Source organism: Methanoculleus taiwanensis (assembly GCF_004102725.1).
GTDB classification, from domain to species: Archaea; Halobacteriota; Methanomicrobia; order Methanomicrobiales; family Methanoculleaceae; genus Methanoculleus_A; species Methanoculleus_A taiwanensis.
Genome location: NZ_LHQS01000004.1, coordinates 92,676 through 110,966, shown reverse-complemented (window position 1 = coordinate 110,966; position 18,291 = coordinate 92,676). Strand labels below are relative to the sequence as shown.

The window sequence follows — 18,291 nt, the reverse complement described above, 5'->3', positions numbered from 1 at the left end:
CCCGACAGCGATAAATAGTTGCTCCGGCGTCTCCGGGAGAGGAAAGAAAAAGGAGGGGGTGGATATCAGACGATGATATAGGTGACCGAGACCGTTGCCGTCACATCCATCTCGCCGACCTCGATCGGGGTGGGCACGCCCATTGCCTTCTCGGCGGCACCGCTGTAGTACGATCTGGCTGCGTCATACATGACGGGAATGTAACTGCCGCCGACGTTGACCTCTTTCACATCGATGATCGTCTTGCCGAGTGCTGCCGCAACGGCGTCGGCATCGCCCCGTGCCTGCTGCACGGCGGCGGTCAGCGCCTGGGAGCGGAGCTCCTGCTGCCGGTCGTCACTGACGGTGAACTCGATATGGTTAACCCGGTTCGCACCGTTCGCGATGGCGATATCGATGATCTCCCCTACCCGGTTCACCTCATCCAGTGTTACCCGCACCGTGTTCGTCACCCGATAGAACTTGACCTTCGAACTCATCCAGGTGGCGCTCGTGGTATCCTCGGTCACCGGGGTGATGGTATACCCGGTCGTCTTGATCTTCTCGGCCGGAATGCCTGCTGCCTTCAGGGCGGCGATGACTGCGTCCATCTGTCGTGCGTTCTCCTGCTGTGCCGTCGCGACGTCGGCGTTCTCGGTCTCGACAGCGAGGGAGACGGTCGCCTGGTTCGGGGTCGTGGTCACTTTCCCGGTGCCTGATGTGTAGATGTACTTCTCGTTTGGATCTTCGGGCTGTGCTGCAACATTGCCGATGACTGCAGCGGAGAGCACCAGAAGAGCTGTTGCCAGTAGCGCAAGTTTTACCCGCATAGGTATCGATCAGATGTTGCTTTCGGAAAAATAAATATCTTCCTTTAACTTCGAGAATATTCGGAGTTATTCTTCGTTTGTTTTCAAAAATATCCGTCATTTCACTTTTTTTGCTCTTCGTCGCCATCAGAGCCCGATGACCTGCCGAGCGACCCGATGAGCCGTGAGATGAGGACGGCGACGTAGAGGACTCCGCTCACCGCTTCGAGCATGGCGAGCGACCGGGCCTGGTTGGTGATCGGCGTGATGTCGCCGTACCCGAGCGTCGTCATAGTAACGAAACTGTAGTAGAGGAGATCCGGGAACGCTAACCTGCCGCCCGGTTCGTGTACGGCACTGGCATAGAATGAACCGGGGTTCATGGTCTCGATGAAGGTGTATCCGTTGGCATAGGTCAGCCCGATGAGGAGGTAGACGCAGATCGCTCCGTAGATGGTATCGGTGGTGATCGCCCGCGACCGCAGGACGACGGTAAGGATTATGATGGTGGTATGTGTGTAGAAGATGAGAGAAATGGCGTTTTCAGCGACGTTGAGAGCGGGGATGTCGGTAACGACGTACAGCCACCCGGAGAGCAGCGCCGCCGACGCAAAGAGGGCGGCCACGATAAGTGCCCTTCTGCTGTCGCTGACGGCATGGACTCCGGCGATGAGCACGATGGAGGTAAGCACCTTAAAGAAGATTTCCCCGCCGCTTTCCGGGCCTACGTAGGGGTAGAGTACCAGCAGCAGGATGAGCGATGCCAGAAGGACGAGAAATTTGCGGCGGACGCCTTCGCGGCGGATCGTGCTCAGCCTCGCCCGCAGCGTATTGGTCGTACTGTCCGTCGTCGCCCCCTCCCGGTGACAACCTCGTTCCTCCCACTACAAAACTCTTGCCGCCCGCCCCGCCGGGTTATGCTCTCTCCTCGCCCTGCTCCCCGAGAGGGAGGGCGGCAAGATCGGCTGCCAGATCGGCGGCGGTCTGATACCTGTGGTCGGGGTTTTTTGCGAGGCATCGCCGGATGATTGGATCGAAGGGCTCGATACCGGGACGGATCACCGACGGCGGCACCGGTTCGGTCTCGAGAAGGGCAGTGCTGAACGCGGCGATATCCTCTCCCGGGAAGGGAACCGTGCCGGTCAGGAGTTCGTACAGGACGACCCCGAGCTGATAGATGTCCGTCCGCTCGTCGGTTCTGCCAAAACGCCCCGGAGCGATCTGTTCCGGGGCGGCATAGACGAGAGAGAACCCGGGGCTGCTCGTGGCACGGCTCCCGGCAAGGGCGGTTCCCATCCCCCAGTCGGTGATCTTCGCCGCCCCGTCGTCTCCGATCAGAATGTTATGAGGCTTGATATCCCGGTGGATGACCCCCCTGCCGTGAGCGTATGAAAGCCCTTCTGCAATCCCCATGGCTATAGATCGGCATGCTTCCGGGGAGATTGGTTTTCTCAGCGCTTCAAGGGTTCCTGCGACGTACTCCATCTCGACGTACGGAACGGGAAGGATGTTGACCGAATAGACCTCGACGATATTCGGGTGGGTGAGCTCTTCCCAGAATCGCATCTCTTTCAGGAACGATCTCCCCGTGGCCTCGTCAAAGGCGATGGGTATCTTCACGGCGACGATCGCACCGTCGCTTTTCCGCTCTGCCCGAAAGACCCTGCCGAGGCCGCCTCTCCCGACAGATTCCATACGGCTGTATCTGTTCTGCAGCCCGGCCGGAGTCTCCGGCACCCCGGGTTCGGCCAGTATGGTGGCCGCGGTGCCCGTTTCCGGCAGCTCCCTGTTCTGTTCCTGTCGGGAATACCATACGAAGACGGCAAGGGCCGCGAGGAGAGCTATGCCTGCAAGCAGGAGGAGGGGTGCATCGACCGCGCTTCCCCGCTCCGGTGTACCCCGGTTCTGTTCTGCTGCAAAAACCGACACGGTACCGCCTGCAGGCTGCACCGTCGGGCTGCCCGGTGTGGGGGTCTCGGACTGCCTGGATGCCGGGCTATCCGGAGTTACTCCCTTTCCATTCCCTGCCCCGTTGCTACCGGGTGTATCCTTCAGTTTGGAGTTGCCCTTTGCCGGGGTCGCGCTCTCCTCGACCTGAACGGTATCGTCGTCGGCAGTACGGAGTGACTCTGCGTCCGTGCCCGGCGCATCGGCGGTGCAGGGCGCGGCAAGGAGCGCCAGGAGAAGGAGAAGCGCAAGGACGCACCGGCATGCCTGGGTGCGTGCCGGGTTGCCGCCGCTGCGGGTCAGGTTCTCTCCTCCCCCTGTCCCGATTCGGTTCCGCCGACGAAGACGAAGGATGCTCCGTGGACGCCTTTTGCACACTCTATGAGATCGCCGTCTTTGAGTATGTATCTGCGGTGAGGAACGAGTGCGGTACCGTTGATAAATGTACCGCCGGTACTCCCGCAGTCCTCGAGGTGCCAGATTCTGTCCCGCAGAATGAAGACGGCATGCGGTTTTGAGATGCGGGTCACGGCACCGTACTCCTCGGAGAGCGTGATGGCGGAGCCGGGAACGTATGCCGTCGGTGCGCCCCTCTCGCCCCTGCCGACCGGCATCCGGCTGCCTTCAAGGAGGAAGGACATTCCGTCGTCAGGCCCGCCGAGGAGCGTGATGGTCGGTGAGGGGTTTGTGAGTTCCTCCGAGACCTTGCCGCGTACGGCGGCGAGCCTGACGGTGAGATCGGCATCGGTGACGGTAAGTTTCATGTTGGAGAAGAGGCCGAGGTTCCTCACGATCGCCTCCATCGTTCCGGGCACGAGCGAGTACTTCCAGACCGGGTGAATGCCCCTCGAGGTTTCCCGCGAAAGTCCCGCCTCCTTGCGGACGACACCGATGCTGAGGAGTTTATCCATGTGCTTTTTGGTGTTTTCGTAACTCGACTGGATCTCCGATGCGATCCGGCGGATATCTTTTGGTTTCTGCTCGATGAGCTTGAGGATCTTAAGCCGGGTCGTGCTTGAGAGGACGTCGAGATATTCGGAGAGTTCCTGCAGTGAATCCGTATCTTCCAGGAGAACTATTGTTGCTCCTTCCTCGTCTCCGCCTAGAGGCCTCCCGCCCATGTACTCCTATGGGCGGGTCGTTCCCAATAAGATTGCGAAACTATCCGGCTCATCAGTTAAACCTGCAATGACGGGAGCATTCTCCCCGATCCGTCCGCGAGTCTCTTCGATCCCCGGGTTCCGGCTTCTCCGCTGTGACCCGTTCGCTCGGGATCATGCTTATTACGATCGATGGTCTCTTCGGGGGAGTATGATGAACGGTATGGCATCCCTGCAGCAGAGGCAGGTAATGGCACAGATCGAGGAGATGATCCAGTCGAATCCCGATTATACTGGCGTGAAATCTGAACTTGAATCGCTCAATTTCATTCCGCAGACCGACAGGCCGGAGTATGCCGTCTGGGTTCAGCCGGATCTCCAGATCCTTGTCTTCCTCCGAATAAACCTCGGCGGGGGATATTCGGGGTATCGCGTCGCATCGTTTGATGAAGTAGCGCCGATCAGGCGTTGAGTGCGTTACGAGCCCGGGCTGCCGCTCATCACCTCGCAACACTCCTTATCCGGTTCCTGAACCGACTATGCAAGGCCGCACCGGGCTGTGTGACGGAGATGCCGCTGCCTGCCGGATCATTTTTATGCAGACTGATGCTTGATAGGGGGTCATGACCCGGATAGACCGTATTGAGCGAGGTCGGCAGCAGGGGACGAAGGAGTTCGTCGAGGCAGCGATCCGCGACACGCCGACCTATCCCGGCCTTCGTGAAGAACTGCACAATTTTAGTTTCCGCGCTGTGGAGGATCTGCCCGGATCTGCGCGATGGGAGAGCCGCGAGTACGAACTCGTCGTTCTGGTCAGGACGGATCCGGAGACGCAGGCCGTAACCGAAGCGAGGGTCTTTGCGTCCGGTGACCCGGAGACGGAGGCGTTCCCCCGATAGTCTCTGCGACGGCTACCCCTTCCTGAACTCTTCGCGGATCTTCCGGATTATATCTTCACCTATCCTCCGGATATCATCGCCTATATCATCCCATGTCCTGTCCGTGCCGTCTGACTTCTTTTCGTCGTTTTTTCCCTCTCCATCACCGGTATCGCCGGCTGATGTGAAGATTCCGATGAACCCTCCGATCAGGACGATGAGAAATACTGCCGGATAGATCAGGAAAGCAAACTCCTCGAAGAGGAGGAATACGCCGACGCCCGAGATTGCGGCGACCAGCCCGAAGAGGCGGATCAGAAACACTGCCAGAAAGACGGCGCCGATGGCGTTGAAGAGCGGTGCGGGAAGATTTGCAGGAAACCGCAGCGCTCCGAAGATCTCCCCGATGAGGAAGAACACCGTTATAATAACGATCAGTCCGAGACTGGCGTTCAGGAAGAGAACGATCTGTTGGTAGATGGGAGCCTGAAGCGATTCAGCAACGATGTTCAGGATGCCGAGGACGATCAGGAATATGATGAGGCCGATGATGCGGGAGAGAGTAATCCCGACGATCGACCGGCGGTTGCGTTCTTTCATGGCGTGTGTTCGTCTTATACAAGTTTCCTTATGTACTTTCTCCGGCGGAATAAAAAAAATGGGGTCTCTTATCGATATCGGTGTCACTGCACGATGAAATCGCCGGTCATGGCGACGGGGTGTACATCGCAGCGGAAGAAGTAGGTTCCCGGTTCCTCCGGCGCGGTGAATGTGTAGGTTATGTTCCCCTGGTTGATGATCTCGCCGACGAAGAGCGGGTCGTCTGCGGCTGAAGTGGTATATACCGCCAGATTATGCGGAGCGGTGTCGAGGTTTGTGAAGTTTACCGTCACGTTCGCACCGGCGGGTACGGTGATGGTATTCATATCGAAGGCAATGTTTTCAGCCACCAGATCGACTGTCGCGGTCTCCGGCTGCTCCGGCGCCGCTGTCTCTGTGGGTGTGGCATTCCCTGCCTCTCCTTCGGCAGTCACGTTGACCATGGCCGTGACCGGTGGATCGAGCGGCGTATGATCGTTGTTGACGAGCTGGACGGAGAGGTTGTGCATCCCTGGCGTGACGTTCTCCCAGGTGTAGGAGGTGTTCGTGCTCACGGCGTAGGAGCCGTTCTCCGGGACGGCGGGTTTGCCCTGCTCGGTCGGCGGGGCGACGTCGAGGTAATAGTGGATGTGTCCTTCACCGGCGACGGGTGCCCCTCCGAGGTTGTCGACTAGGCTGAAGTTCGTGATGTTGACGTCAACCGTCACATTGCCGGCGGAGACGGTTGATCCGTTCTCCGGCATGGTGATGGTCACGTTCGGCACCCCGGTCATGTTGTTCGTAGTCTGGTTCCCGGTTACGTTATCCATCGTCTGATTGCCAGCGGTCATGTTTCCGGTCTGGCTACCGGTTATGTTCCCCGGCATCGTAACGTTGCCACCTTCCGCCCCCAGCCGAAGCGCGACGAGCACGGGCTGTTCACCGGAACCTGCCGGCCAGACGATAGTGTCGTTCACGACGGCGGGCCAGGCGTTGATGCCTGCGGGTGCCGTCCAGTTCCAGACCTCCTCACCGCTCATCCGGTCGAAGGCGTAGATGACGCCGTCGTACGTCGCCGTGAATACGAGATCGTTGACGATCGTAGCACCGCCGAAGTTCGGGGAGTCGAACTCCTTATCCCAGAGCACCTTACCCGTATCCACCTCGAGAGCGGTTAGCCTGCCGACGGATTCGTTGAACGATTCCTGGCCGGTTGCCTGGGTGGAGGTGTAGTTTGAGGAGAGGTCGAGGCTCGGTACATAGGCGCTCCCGTCGGCATAGGCCATGGGCGTCTCGACCCCGCCGAAGTATCCGGGGTAGACGGTCACCGTCTCGTTCGGCGGAATGCCCGCGAGCTGGTCGTTCTGGTGCTCGCCGACCACGGCGACCCAGAGCCGTTCTCCGCTGTCGCGGTTGAAGGCATAGACGCGTCCCATCTTTCCGGCGCCGATGACGATATCCTGCTCTTCGCCGGTGATGTTCGCGGTCGCGAGGATCGGCGGGATCTGGAGATCGTAATCGAAGAGGTCATGCGGAAGGGCTTGAGCGTACCACTCCAGGCTTCCGTTATCGGTGCCGAGGGCTACGATGCTGTTGGTGTAGAGGTTCGGCCCTGGTCTGCTCGTTCCGTTCGGCCACTCTTCTGTGCCCGGCCACGGTGCCGGGTTGCCGACGCCCCAGTAGGTTACGTTCCGTTCGGTATCGACGGCGGGCGAGTACCAGGCACCGCCGCCGCTGTTCACGTCGGGATTGCCCCAGAGGTCAGGCGAGTCGACGGTGCTGAAGTTCCAGGCAACCTCGCCGGTTTCCTGGTCGAGGGCGTAGATGACGCCGATACTTCCCGGCTGGTAGAAGACATCGCCGGTTCCGGGCACCGTCGAGGTGAGCACCTGACCGCCGTAGACGGACGGCTGGATATCGATCCCTTCGCCGATGAGCGTGCCGGTCTCGTTGACCTTGAATACGATTCTGGTCGCCCAGATCTCTTCACCGGTCGTTGCGTTCAGGGCTGCCATATTGAACGGATCCTTTGCGACGAAGACCTTCCCCCACCCGACAGCAGGGCCGTTCGGGCCGAGAACCGATGCGTTGTCGTACCGCTGCGCCCAGATCTCCGACCCATTCTCAAGGTCGAGGGCAAAGACACTGGCGTTGAGATCCTGGAAGTAGACGGTGTCGCCCATCACGATCGGGTTACTTGAGGCAGCACCAAACGCCCCCGTGGCCGGAATGGCGAACGCCCAGGCGACCCCGAGATCGTTGACGTTACCGGCATCTATCGATGCGTTTGTTGTCGCTCGCGTGTTGGCATAGTCATAATTCGGCAGCGGCCAGTCCCCTCCGTACTCGAGAACCTCAGGAGGAATGCTCCCGGTGGCGTTCGTTGTTTCGTTTTCCTGAGCGGAAGCGCCCAGCGGGACGATCATCGCCATTAAGGCGATGAAAATTAGTATCTGTGCATTTTTATACATGTTGCCGAATGGGCGTTGGCACGGAATATAAGCATTGTGCCTTACCGATCGGTGTGGCACGGGTGTCGTCTGCCCGTGCCCGGGACCTGAAGGGGGTGAAATGGCCGGCATTCACTCGCAGGTCGGTGAATGCTTTGTTGCGAGGAGTGGGTGCCTGTAAAAAAGATGTGAATCGGATCTGCACCGGCGGGACACAAACCCTGGAATACACCGGATCCGGGATGCAGTTATGCCGTGATGCTCTCGGGTGGGTTCACTTCGACGAGCCGGATCTCGAACGTCAGATCTTTGCCTGCAAGCGGGTGATTGGCATCCAGCACCACACTCGATTCCGAGATATCGCTAACGGTGACGAAGAAGGTTCTGCCGTCGGGCTGGCTGATCTGCAGTTGCTGACCGGTCTCCGGCTGGACATCCTCCGGAAACTGTTCGCGATCTACTTCAAGCAGCATCTCGTCACGGTGAGGGCCGTATGCCTCTTCCGCCGGGACGGTGGTGGTCTTTGTCTCTCCGGGCTCCATTCCGACGACTGCCTGCTCGAAGCCGGATATAACCTGACCTTCGCCGATTGTGAATTCAATCGGCGCTCTTTCGTCTGAGCTGTCAAAAACCGTTCCATCCTGCAGTTTTCCCGTGTAATGCACCTTTACGGTGTCTCCTTCTTTTGCCTGAGCCATGTTACTCACCGCCCCCCCGAGGGGGGACCAAATTATAAATAAATTTTGATGGCGCGTTTAAAGTAATTATCCCTTAAAATCGGGGTTTTCCTGCCGGATCCCACACCAAAAGGCTCTAACCGGCCACCCGGGTGTGGAGGATGCCGGGGCGTCCGGCCGGGATGGGCAGGGTGACATCGGTTAAGGAACCCCTATTGGGAGATCCGGGTTGATTATGCCGGTCGTATCGTATCTTCTACCCTTTTCATCGCTCGCTCGACCCGACACCGTACCTGCCCGGGTGGCTTACCGGTGCAGGAGTGTCTCCCCCTTCTCAAGATCCCCGGGGCTACAAGACTGCTGCGGATGCAGAGAAGGCCTGTCCCTGCGATAAGGAGGCGGGTGAACCGACAGACGCGTTTCTTGTCGTGGGGGTGATTGGAAGTCCGGTGCATGATCGGGGTTATCGGTCTCCCTGTAGTGGATACCGCTGCTTTCTACCCAAAAAACGGTGGCAGGAGATCTCTTTCTCTCCCTGCCTTTGTCGCTTATCTTCTGTAACTGCCCGGGTTGGTCTCAACGGAACCGCTGCCAGAGGATTCTCCCCATCACCCGGAAGGTGAAGTCCAGTTCCTCGAAACTCGGGATGCCGTTCTCTTTCAGGATGTCACGGCCGCGCTGCATCGAGTCTCCGCCGAGGAGTGCTCCGACGACCATGTTCTCGGTCTTCCCTGCAAACTGAACGATCTGGTTTGCCAGCTGGTCGGACTTCATCACCAGGTTCGGGAACCCGATGACAAATGCAATATCCCATGCATCCTGGTGGCGGATCAGTGCATCGAAGACCTTCTCGAACCGCTTCTCACCGGCATCCCCGAGGAGATCGAGCGGGTTTCCTTTATTCCAGAACTCGGGTAGGAACTCGTTGAGCTCTTCGAGGATCTCGGGTGAGAGATCGATGAGGTCGATACCGTACCGCTCAGCATAGTCGGAGGAGAGAACCGAGAATCCGCCTGCGTTCGTCACGACAACCGCCCGCTTGCCGCGTGGATACCCCTTCGGGGACGCCAGCATCTCGGCGACCTGGAAAGCACCGGTCAGGGTGTGAACCGGGATGACGCCCGCATTCCGGAATGCTTCCATGTAGACCTCATACGATCCGGAGAGCGAACCCGTATGCGAGGAGGCGGCCGCCTGTCCCTTCTGCGAGGAGCCCGACTTGATTGCAACGACCGGTTTGCTCTTCGAGACTTCGCTGACCACCTTCGTGAAGGTCTTGCCGTCCTGGATCTCCTCGATGTAGAGGATGATCCCCTTTGTCTTCGGGTCGCGCTCCACGAACCGGAGGTAGTCTATGAAGTTGAGGTCGGCCTGGTTGCCTACCGAGACGACCGCCGAAAAGCCGATGTCGTGGGCGATGCTCCAGTCCACAACCGTGTTGATGATCGCACCGCTCTGGGAGATGAAGGCAATATTGCCGGGTTTCGGAGATTCGTGCACGTAAGTCGTATCGATCCCCCGCGGGGGGATGATCAGGCCAAGACAGTTCGGCCCGACGATCCGGGTGCCGTACCGTTCTGCTATCTGGACAATACGATCCTCGAGCGCTTTTCCGGTCTCGCCCATCTCTTTGAACCCGGCCGTAATGATGACGGCGATGGCGACCCCTTTCTGCCCGCACTCCTCGATCACCGCGGGGACGTGGTTTGCAGGAACGGTGATGACCGCCATATCGACCGGATTTGGAATGGCAGCGACGGAAGGGTAGGCTTTCAGACCCTGGATCTCCGCGCGTTTGTTGTTCACGGGGTAGAGCTGTCCCGGGAAGTGAAGGAGGTTGTGCAGCACGGCATACCCCATCTTCTTCGAATCCGAGGAGGCGCCGACGACGGCGATTGACCGGGGGGAGAAGTACTCGAGCGGAACCAGGGGTCGCTCCTTTGCCTTCCGTTCCTCGGCCTCGTCGTCGACGAATATCCGGGCATCGACGATGCAGGCGCCGGACTCGTAGAGGCGAAGCGGGTTGATGTCGAACTCCACGATATGGGTATTCTCCGCAAAGAACCGGTGAACCGCGGAGATGATCTGCACGAGGGTCTCCTCGTCCTTTGGTTTCATCCCCCGGTATCCTTTGATGATGGGGTAGCCGTTGATCTCCCGGATCATCTGACGGATCGAGGCCTCATCGATGGGGAGGATCCGCAGCGTGACGTCTTTCATCAGTTCGACGAGCGTTCCGCCCATTCCGAACGTCAATACTTTCCCGAAGGCCGGGTCGGTCTTCCCGCCGATGATCAGCTCGAGCCCGGGCGCGGCCTGCTGCTCGACGATGACTCCTTTGATCTCGGCATCGGGGTTGTATTCCCTTGCGTTTGCGATGATCTGATCGAATGCGCTGCAGGCTGCCGCCTTCGAACCTATACCGATGATCACGCCGCCGGCATCGCTCTTATGAATAATTTCCGGCGAGTAGATCTTCATAACGACGGGGTAGCCGATCTTCTCCGCCGCCTGGCCTGCCTCTGCGGCTGACTCAACAATGCTGTAACCCGGTACCGGAATTCCGTACTGCTGCAGTAGATCGTATGATTCGTATTCACTCAACATGTAGTGTGACATGGTATGTACCTCGGAGTATGAGCGTGTCAGTTTCCGGCATTACTGCCCGTTCCATTCAGAAAAGAACAATATCAAGCCTCTGAATGAATCATACATATGCGACGGGAAGCGCATTAAACGTTCTGGATTTCGGGCGACACCTATACGTGAGAGGCACTTTCGTATTCTGAAAAAAGAGGGTGGGCTTCCCTGACCCGCCTCCCGGTGAGGGGCCGATCCGGCTATACCCGCTGCTCGATGCGGCGGTTCACTTCGTCCCAGTTGACGACGTTCCAGAATGCATCGATAAAGTCTGCCCGGCTGTTCCGGTAGTCGACGTAGTAGGCATGCTCCCACATGTCCAGCACCATGATGATCGGGGCTGAGGGGTAGACGTTGTTGCTGTGTTTTTCGATCTGCATGACCATCGGCCGACCGGTTATCTCGTCGATCGCGAGTGCTGCCCATCCCGAGCCTTCGACGCTGGATGCTGCCTGCGAAAACTCTGATTTAAATCGTTCGAAGCTGCCGAACTCCCGGTCGAGCGCGTCTGCGAGAGCCCCGCCCGGCGTTCCGCCTCCTTTGCCTGCCGGCGCCATCGTTGGCCAGAAGAGCGAGTGGAGGATATGCCCGCCGATGTTGAACGAGAGTTCTTTGAGAATCGCCTTCTCATCGATACTGGCGTTATCCCGCCGTGCCTGCTCGATCTTCTCGAGATCCGCATTGGCACCTTTCACGTAGGCCTGGTGGTGTTTGTCGTGGTGCAGGGAGAGCTGCTCCTGCGATATATACGGTTCGAGGGCGTTTGCCTCATAGGGGAGCGGCGGCAGTTCGTACTTCTTCTGCATCTGTATCTGTTCCTGTGCCATTTTTGTATCACCTCATGGTTCGATAGTGTGGAGAGAGTGCTTCGGAACTATTAGCGTATCGGTGCGACGGAAGATCCGGGTGACAATGCGGGAGGTAAAGGTCTGCGGGGTCTCTGGCGGTACCCGGAGCGTGAAAGAGATTCAATACCGCTGGATTTGTACAGCTTCCCTGGATCTGTACAATGATATTGCCTGCACTTTTCACAAATGTTAAGTATTCGCTTCTGTAAATCTCCGATACCGGACATCTGCACTGTTCTGAGCCTTCAGGTGGCTGCAATCGATACCATTGCCGTCTGGGATGCGGTGTGCGCCGCTATGCTATGCGTACGTGATACTATGCGAAACCATGAACAACAATCTGCCCTGCTCCTTATCGGCCTGCTCGCGATCGCGCTCCTGGCCTCCCCGGCCGCAGCCCGGGACGGACTCAAAGGAGTCTCCGTAGGCGATGCGATCTATGTAGGCGAGGACGATCTGGATCTCACCGGCGTCGCTCCCGGCATCACCCGTCTCGTCCACTATAGTGACTTTACTGCCGGTTCCGCCGACAGCATCATTGATGTGGCGAACGCGAATGATTTTGACCTCTCTGCGGAGTCTGTCGGCGGGACCACCGGCACTTACTATGCGTGGGACAACGCCGGCCTGATCGCCGGTAACCCGTTCGTTATCGTCAAAATTCCGGTTGCGACCCTCGATGTCGTCCTGAACGATTCCCGGACCGACTCGGTGAACGGCAAATCCGTCTCCCGCGGCACGCCGCTCGCATTCGAGCTCCAGAACAATCTCGGCGGGCTGTATGCCACGCCGGCGGCCGCCCTGATGGATATCGAGGTCACGACCCCCGTCGGCGGGAGGGTGACCCAGTTCGGCGGCATCAGCACCGCACATATCCCGATCAATAGATCAAAAGTCTACGTCGGCGGTATAACCCTCGAGGATACCGAGGCGGGCACTTACACCGCTCAGGCACGGTGGAACGATCAGACAGGTCTTGCGGAGAAGGGCTACGACTCAAACACCATCTGCTTCGAGGTTGTCGTCCCGGCTCTCTCTCTGGCGGTCGACAAGGAGAGCGTTATCCGCAACCACAACTTCGCCGTGACCATTTCCGGCGAGTCGAAGAAGACCTACTGGCTCTACGTCAGGGACGCGGGACTCGCTGGCAACCAGTACCCTCTAATCGCACCCGGACAGCCCTCTGTCACGCCCGGCGTCAACATGCCTGGCGTCACCGACCTTTCTGATTATACCTACACCAAGGCAGCCGTGATCACCAACGCCGCCGGTACCCGGACTGTCCAGTTCAATACGACCGCTGCCACGGCGAACCAGGGCTTCACGATCAGGGTCGTCGACCCGATAAACCTCGCCACCTCCGAAAGGGTTACGGTAGCGGTTACGCCGGGATCGGTTAGCCTGACAGCATCCGGCACCGGTGTCTATTACATCGGCGAGGAGCTTGTGCTCTCCGGCACCAACACCGACTCCATGACCACCTATCTCTTCCTGTGCGGCCCGAATCTCGCTATCAACGGGGTCAAACCTGATAACTGGACCATTGCCACCATGGATGGTGCACCCGCCACCTTCACCCGGATCGGTGTCAGAACCGATGATACCTGGGAGTACCGGTGGGATACATCGGCTGTTGGCGGGGTCATAGACTCGGGATACTACACTATCTACGCCGTTTCCGCACCGCGCGATAAGGCTCACCTCTCCGGGGTGCAGTACGCCACCGCATCCTTCGTCCTGAAGAGTCCCTCGGTCATGACAATTGCGAGTTCACACACCCTCGCCAAGGGCGACGATCTGACGGTTTCCGGAACTGCGACCGGTAACCCGGACAATGTCTATATCTGGATCTTCGGCAAGAACTACCACCTGCTCGGCACGCCCGTGAACGTTGCATCCGACGATTCGTTCGAGTACAACCTCGAGAACGGCGAAACCGAAAACCTCCGCGCCGGCCAGTACTTCGTCGTCGTCCAGCACCCGATGACGGACGGAGAGCAGGATGTCCGAATCGCTCCGGGAACTACGACGAATATCACCGGCCCCGATACACCTTCCGTAAACATCGCGAACCTCCCGGCGTCTGATGCGGCGATAGTCCTCGTGAATGCTTTGAGTTCGCGTTACGTGGACGACACCTACGCCACATTGACCTTTTTTGTGGAGGAGCCCTGGATCCGGATAGACGCCATAGGCCACCAGAGTCTCGGCAGCACTTTTTCCATTACCGGCACCACGAACCTGGCTCCCGGCGACGAACTCCTGATCGGCGTGACCAGCGCATCCTTCAAGCCTTCCGAGACGACTCAATATTATGGGTATAGCGGTGCCTCCGGCACGATAGCCGTCCGGCAGGGCGTACCTAATAATACCTGGTCGTTCGACGTCGATGCCTCCCAATTCCTCTCCGACAGGTATAACGTCTTTGTCGAGAGCGTAGAGACCGGCGTATGGGAGAGCACGGCCTTTACGCTCGGGGACGGCCCTTACCCTATCCCCACGCCGGACCCGGTTTACCCCGACAGCACCGGGTATGCGATACGTTCTGCGGCGGTCAGTCCGCCGGATGCCCGTATGTTCGCCGGGGATGATGTCACGGCCACCGTCAGGGTGGGGTTCATGCAGAAATTCAATGAAAGCGCTTCGTTTGAGGTGTATACCGATCTTACGGAGCCCTGCTGGAATTTCTATCTCTACCGTGACGATATCCTGGTATCCTCGCAGACCCGCGGAGGAAACCGGATTGAGATCACCGCATTCGAACTATCTTACTCCCGCCCCATCGATCTCACCATCCGCCTGCATGGGACGGTTCCCGGCGTAGGGGCGAGCGAGAACAGAACACTGTTCCGCACGCGGATCCTTGACGCCGGTCACGCACCCGTGGAGAATGCAACCTTCACGATCTTCCGGGAGTTCGTTCCCGCCCCGCCGCCGACCCCCGTTTCCGACGGCACGATCAACCTGACACCCGGCTGGAACTTCGTCTCGGTTCCAAGGGCTCTCTCTGCCGGGAACGACACCGCGGCGATCTTTGCAGGGGTGGATACCGGCGGTCGGTCGATATTCCTCTACAACGCCAGCGAACGCCGGTGGCACACACTGCAGAGCGGTTCGGTGATCCGGCCGCTCGACGGCATCTGGATCTATGCGAATGTTTCCATGACGGTTCCGCTCTACTATGCTTCAGGCAGCGTCTCCGCCCCGGCGGTCAAGGGCCTCTCGCAGGGCTGGAACGCAGTCGGCCATCCCTGCACGGTTCCGGCTTCGGCGCGGGACGCATTCTCCTCGGTGCAGAACGCCTGGACGAACCTCATCGGCTGGAACGCATCGGTGCAGCAGTACGACACCGCCGTCATCAACGGCGGCAGCGGCATCTTCGCCGATTCCCGCACCCTGCAGCCCTGCCGGGGGTACTGGCTCTACGTGACCGGGAGCGGGGAGCTCGCGGGTATGAGTTTATAGACGCCCTGCTGCCGGTATGGATGCTTTTTCCATCCTGCCCTCTCTTTTCGGTCTGGCTGCCTGCTCTGCCGGTCTCTGTATCCAAACGTCATCGTCATGCTCTCTACCGGCGGGAGAATGGCAGCAGAGCGGGGAGAAACCCGGTAATCGATAGTATAGCTGGATAGCAGCAGTCGAAGAGTGCGATGATGGAGAACTGTCGTTCCGGGACTTTGAAAACTGCAGAAAAACGGAATGCTGCTATGGGGATTCGAACCCCAGTCGAGGGAGTGAGAGTCCCTCATGATTGGCCGGACTACACTATAGCAGCACAAGTGTTGTGCTCTATATTGTTGGGCACTCGAGTACTTAAATCTATTCATTTTGGTGCGATATGCAATCTCGGCGGGAATACGGCGTTCGGAAGAGAAGCAGCGCCGGAACGGCCTTGGCTCGCCTGTACCCTACCACAGTCACCAATAAGTAGCTCCCGATCATACGTATATGAACCTACAATGAGCAGTGTTGAAGAGCAGATACGGGAAATTGAAGACGAACTGAAGAAGACCCCGTACAACAAAGCAACCTCGAAGCATATCGGGAGGCTGAAGGCAAAACTCGCCAGGATTCGCGATGAAGCCGTAGCCCGCGCCATGGCATCGAGCGGCGGCGGCGAGGGCTATTCGGTTAAAAAATCAGGAGACGCGACGGTCGTCCTGGTCGGATTCCCGTCGGTCGGAAAGAGTACGCTGCTCAATACACTCACCGGAACGAAGAGCGAGACGGCATCGTACGCCTTCACGACCCTGACGGTTATCCCGGGCGCCCTCGAACACAAAGGTGCGAGGATCCAGATCCTCGACATTCCCGGGCTTATTGCCGGCGCGGCGATAGGCAAGGGCCGTGGGAAGGAGGTCATCGCCGTCGTGAGGGGCGCGGATCTCATCCTGGTTCTGGTGGATGTCTTCAATGAAAAGCACGTGGACGTGCTGCTCCGCGAGCTCTACGACGCCGGGATACGGATCAACCATCCGAAGCCCGACATCACCATCAAGAAGGCGGGGTGCGGCGGTATCCGGTTGAACACCGTCGGTACGGCGGAGCTCGATATCGAGGATATTCGGTCCATCCTCGCGGAGAGTAAGATCGTCAATGCGGATGTCCTAATCCGCGGCGAAGTGTCGCAGGACGACTTCATTGATGCCATGTTCGGGAACCGTGTCTACGTTCCTGCGTTCATCGCGGTCAACAAAGTCGATCTCGTCGACCAAGAGTCCCGAAAGGAGATCGAAGAGGATATGGAGAACCGTTTCGGGCAGCCTCCGATTATGCTCTCGGCGTACAGCGGTTACCATATCGAGGAACTCAAGGATGCGATCTACGACAACCTCGGGTTCATGCGGGTCTTCTTAAAACCCGTCGGCGGGCCTGCCGATATGGAGGAGCCGCTCATCATCCGGAGCCCGGCAACGGTGGAGGATGTCTGTAACCGGCTCCATCGTGACTTCGTAGACAAGTTCAGGTACGCAAAAGTCTGGGGAAGTTCGGTCAAGCACGACGCGCAGCGGGTCGGCCTTGCTCATACGCTGAACGATGGCGACGTCCTGACGGTCGTCACTCGCTGCTGATAACGCTTTTAATCACCGGGAGCGGCGCATCCGTCTTCAGCGCCGTCCCCGCATAGTGCGCCCTGCTTGCCCGGTAGCCAAGTGCAGAGAGTCGCTCGACGACCGTCTCGATCCCGGTCGGCGATATCTTCGCTGCTTTTGCGATCACGTGGTAATCGTAGTGGCTCGAGGTATCGAGCTCGGAGATGCAGAGGTCGATGAGCCGTCCGAGCGGGGCTGCCGATCCGAGTGCCATGCCTGAAAGTCTCTCCCGGAGCGCGGCGAGGGTGGCGGGGTCGTTGATCCGTCCGAGCCAGAGCGGGCCTATCGGTATCATCTTCGCGGAGCAGCAGCTGCACTCTTCCGGTTCCGGGAGAAGTCCTGCCCGCTCCGTCCGCTCGAAGCAGTTGGGACACTGCATGACGTATCCTATTCTCGCAAGGGTCCGGTCCGCCGCACCTGCTCCGCGCAGGAGCCGGAGGTGGAGGCGGATAAAGTGCTCCCGGGAGAAGCAGAAGATCGGTTCAACCCCCCTGTCGTACTTGATCACCTCCCTGACGGCGAACCCGAGGAGTACCCGGAGAGCGACCTCGCCGTGGTACTCCGTATTCATGGGGCGGGCGAAGTAGCGCCGCATGCCGGCTTTCAGGTGTGCCCCGCAGAGGGGCGCGGTATCGGTTGCGGTGACGAAGAGGTACCGCCGTGCGCTCCTTGCCGCTGCATCGATGAAGGGTGCCGGTGTCCCGAACGGATCGAGATCGACGGCGTCGAAACTCCTCTCGCTCATGAGCGCGTTGATATCTCGGTGGGTGACCTCGATCGATCCAGCATGTTTTGAGGCGTTCAGGCGGATGAGTTCGACCGCCCGTGCATCACGGTCGTTGATCGTCACCGGAATGCCGCACTCGCTGGAGACGCGAAGACCCCGCGCTCCCGAGGCGCCCATGGCGTCCAGATAGTCCGAGGGCTGCATATCAGAAAGGAACAGCACCGTCGCGTCCCGGTTCAGTTCCATCCGGGAATTAAAAAAGACCGGTCCGCTGCCGGGTGGGAATGTATGGTGAGGATCCTGCCTGGGCACAAGAAACCGTGTACTCCCCTCCGTTACCTCAACAAAATCCATATGGTCAACACATGTGGATGTTCGATACGCTTATACCTTTTTGTGAGAAACTATTATACTCGCATCCCTGGGCTTGTGGCCTAGCCAGGACATGGCGTCAGCCTCCTAAGCTGAATGCCGGGGGTTCAAATCCCCCCAAGCCCGCTCTTTCTTCGCTGCTTTTGCATTAACATAACCTGAGCCGGCACCTTTCCCGCTCGTCGCCTCCTG

At 58.9% G+C, this 18,291-nt stretch carries 14 protein-coding genes and 2 tRNA genes; 5 read left to right on the top strand and 11 right to left on the bottom strand.

Going from position 1 to position 18,291, the window contains the following annotated elements:
• Positions 1-65: 65 nt before the first annotated feature.
• The 4 genes from ABH15_RS13165 to ABH15_RS13150 form a co-directional block, all read right to left on the bottom strand.
• Positions 66-809, bottom strand: coding sequence for an SIMPL domain-containing protein (locus ABH15_RS13165; protein WP_128695061.1), 744 nt, complete (start codon positions 807-809; stop codon positions 66-68).
• A gap of 101 nt (positions 810-910) precedes the next feature.
• Positions 911-1,480: a potassium channel family protein gene (locus ABH15_RS13160; protein ID WP_241648128.1), complete on the bottom strand. Its 570-nt coding sequence runs from the start codon at positions 1,478-1,480 to the stop codon at positions 911-913.
• A 223-nt stretch (positions 1,481-1,703) separates the two neighbouring features.
• Positions 1,704-3,113 carry a serine/threonine-protein kinase gene (locus ABH15_RS13155; RefSeq protein WP_241648127.1) on the bottom strand — a complete coding sequence of 470 codons (1,410 nt, stop codon included), beginning with the start codon at positions 3,111-3,113 and terminating at the stop codon, positions 1,704-1,706.
• Positions 3,035-3,856, bottom strand: coding sequence for an FHA domain-containing protein (locus ABH15_RS13150; RefSeq protein WP_128695059.1), 822 nt, complete (start codon positions 3,854-3,856; stop codon positions 3,035-3,037). Before ABH15_RS13150 ends, ABH15_RS13155 begins: the two co-directional genes overlap by 79 nt.
• Before the next feature lie 190 nt (positions 3,857-4,046).
• Between ABH15_RS13150 and ABH15_RS13145 the strand changes: the two genes are divergently transcribed.
• Both ABH15_RS13145 and ABH15_RS13140 read left to right on the top strand, forming a co-directional pair.
• Entirely contained in the window at positions 4,047-4,307 is a 261-nt protein-coding gene (locus tag ABH15_RS13145; RefSeq protein WP_128695057.1) for a hypothetical protein, read from the top strand.
• Between the two features lie 151 nt (positions 4,308-4,458).
• The gene (locus ABH15_RS13140; RefSeq protein ID WP_128695055.1) at positions 4,459-4,734 is read left to right on the top strand and encodes a hypothetical protein; all 276 of its coding nucleotides are present in this window, start codon (positions 4,459-4,461) and stop codon (positions 4,732-4,734) included.
• Positions 4,735-4,746: 12 nt separating this feature from the next.
• Here ABH15_RS13140 and ABH15_RS13135 read toward each other — a convergent pair whose 3' ends face one another.
• The 5 genes from ABH15_RS13135 to ABH15_RS13115 all read right to left on the bottom strand — a co-directional run bounded on the left by ABH15_RS13135 (position 4,747) and on the right by ABH15_RS13115 (position 11,886).
• Positions 4,747-5,313 carry a hypothetical protein gene (locus ABH15_RS13135; protein ID WP_174719431.1) on the bottom strand — a complete coding sequence of 189 codons (567 nt, stop codon included), beginning with the start codon at positions 5,311-5,313 and terminating at the stop codon, positions 4,747-4,749.
• 83 nt (positions 5,314-5,396) lie between these two features.
• On the bottom strand, positions 5,397-7,763 hold the full coding sequence (locus ABH15_RS13130) for an outer membrane protein assembly factor BamB family protein (protein WP_164913766.1): 2,367 nt from the start codon (positions 7,761-7,763) through the stop codon (positions 5,397-5,399).
• Between the two features lie 227 nt (positions 7,764-7,990).
• Complete coding sequence (locus ABH15_RS13125) at positions 7,991-8,440, bottom strand: FKBP-type peptidyl-prolyl cis-trans isomerase (RefSeq protein WP_128695120.1); 450 nt, start codon at positions 8,438-8,440, stop codon at positions 7,991-7,993.
• Between the two features lie 555 nt (positions 8,441-8,995).
• Positions 8,996-11,038, bottom strand: coding sequence for an acetate--CoA ligase family protein (locus tag ABH15_RS13120; protein WP_128695052.1), 2,043 nt, complete (start codon positions 11,036-11,038; stop codon positions 8,996-8,998).
• A 221-nt stretch (positions 11,039-11,259) separates the two neighbouring features.
• Complete coding sequence (locus tag ABH15_RS13115) at positions 11,260-11,886, bottom strand: superoxide dismutase (RefSeq protein ID WP_206633458.1); 627 nt, start codon at positions 11,884-11,886, stop codon at positions 11,260-11,262.
• A 318-nt stretch (positions 11,887-12,204) separates the two neighbouring features.
• Between ABH15_RS13115 and ABH15_RS13110 the strand changes: the two genes are divergently transcribed.
• Positions 12,205-15,372: an MEMAR_RS02690 family S-layer glycoprotein gene (locus ABH15_RS13110; RefSeq protein ID WP_164913765.1), complete on the top strand. Its 3,168-nt coding sequence runs from the start codon at positions 12,205-12,207 to the stop codon at positions 15,370-15,372.
• 235 nt (positions 15,373-15,607) lie between these two features.
• On the opposite strand, the gene ABH15_RS13105 is transcribed toward ABH15_RS13110, so the two are convergent.
• Positions 15,608-15,682 (bottom strand) — tRNA-Glu (locus ABH15_RS13105).
• Between the two features lie 184 nt (positions 15,683-15,866).
• Here ABH15_RS13105 and ABH15_RS13100 point away from each other — a divergent pair.
• Positions 15,867-16,979, top strand: coding sequence for an OBG GTPase family GTP-binding protein (locus ABH15_RS13100; RefSeq protein ID WP_128695048.1), 1,113 nt, complete (start codon positions 15,867-15,869; stop codon positions 16,977-16,979).
• On the opposite strand, the gene ABH15_RS13095 is transcribed toward ABH15_RS13100, so the two are convergent.
• Positions 16,966-18,081, bottom strand: a complete 1,116-nt coding sequence (locus tag ABH15_RS13095; RefSeq protein WP_128695046.1) for a tRNA (guanine(10)-N(2))-dimethyltransferase — start codon at positions 18,079-18,081, stop codon at positions 16,966-16,968. The genes ABH15_RS13100 and ABH15_RS13095 overlap by 14 nt on opposite strands.
• Before the next feature lie 69 nt (positions 18,082-18,150).
• On the opposite strand from ABH15_RS13095, the gene ABH15_RS13090 reads away from it, so the two are divergent.
• Positions 18,151-18,225: transfer RNA gene (locus tag ABH15_RS13090), tRNA-Arg, on the top strand.
• Positions 18,226-18,291 lie beyond the last annotated feature (66 nt).

What these genes read in the sequence shown, in the direction of transcription:
- ABH15_RS13145 (WP_128695057.1), top strand. Translation starts at nt 4,047, where the DNA reads ATGATGAACGGTATGGCATCCCTGCAGCAGAGGCAGGTAATGGCACAG.
- ABH15_RS13125 (WP_128695120.1), bottom strand. Translation starts at nt 8,440, where the DNA reads ATGGCTCAGGCAAAAGAAGGAGACACCGTAAAGGTGCATTACACGGGA.
- ABH15_RS13100 (WP_128695048.1), top strand. Translation starts at nt 15,867, where the DNA reads ATGAGCAGTGTTGAAGAGCAGATACGGGAAATTGAAGACGAACTGAAG.
- ABH15_RS13140 (WP_128695055.1), top strand. Translation starts at nt 4,459, where the DNA reads ATGACCCGGATAGACCGTATTGAGCGAGGTCGGCAGCAGGGGACGAAG.
- ABH15_RS13130 (WP_164913766.1), bottom strand. Translation starts at nt 7,763, where the DNA reads ATGTATAAAAATGCACAGATACTAATTTTCATCGCCTTAATGGCGATG.
- ABH15_RS13115 (WP_206633458.1), bottom strand. Translation starts at nt 11,886, where the DNA reads ATGGCACAGGAACAGATACAGATGCAGAAGAAGTACGAACTGCCGCCG.
- ABH15_RS13150 (WP_128695059.1), bottom strand. Translation starts at nt 3,856, where the DNA reads ATGGGCGGGAGGCCTCTAGGCGGAGACGAGGAAGGAGCAACAATAGTT.
- ABH15_RS13110 (WP_164913765.1), top strand. Translation starts at nt 12,205, where the DNA reads ATGCTATGCGTACGTGATACTATGCGAAACCATGAACAACAATCTGCC.
- ABH15_RS13095 (WP_128695046.1), bottom strand. Translation starts at nt 18,081, where the DNA reads ATGGATTTTGTTGAGGTAACGGAGGGGAGTACACGGTTTCTTGTGCCC.
- ABH15_RS13135 (WP_174719431.1), bottom strand. Translation starts at nt 5,313, where the DNA reads ATGAAAGAACGCAACCGCCGGTCGATCGTCGGGATTACTCTCTCCCGC.
- ABH15_RS13165 (WP_128695061.1), bottom strand. Translation starts at nt 809, where the DNA reads ATGCGGGTAAAACTTGCGCTACTGGCAACAGCTCTTCTGGTGCTCTCC.
- ABH15_RS13120 (WP_128695052.1), bottom strand. Translation starts at nt 11,038, where the DNA reads ATGTCACACTACATGTTGAGTGAATACGAATCATACGATCTACTGCAG.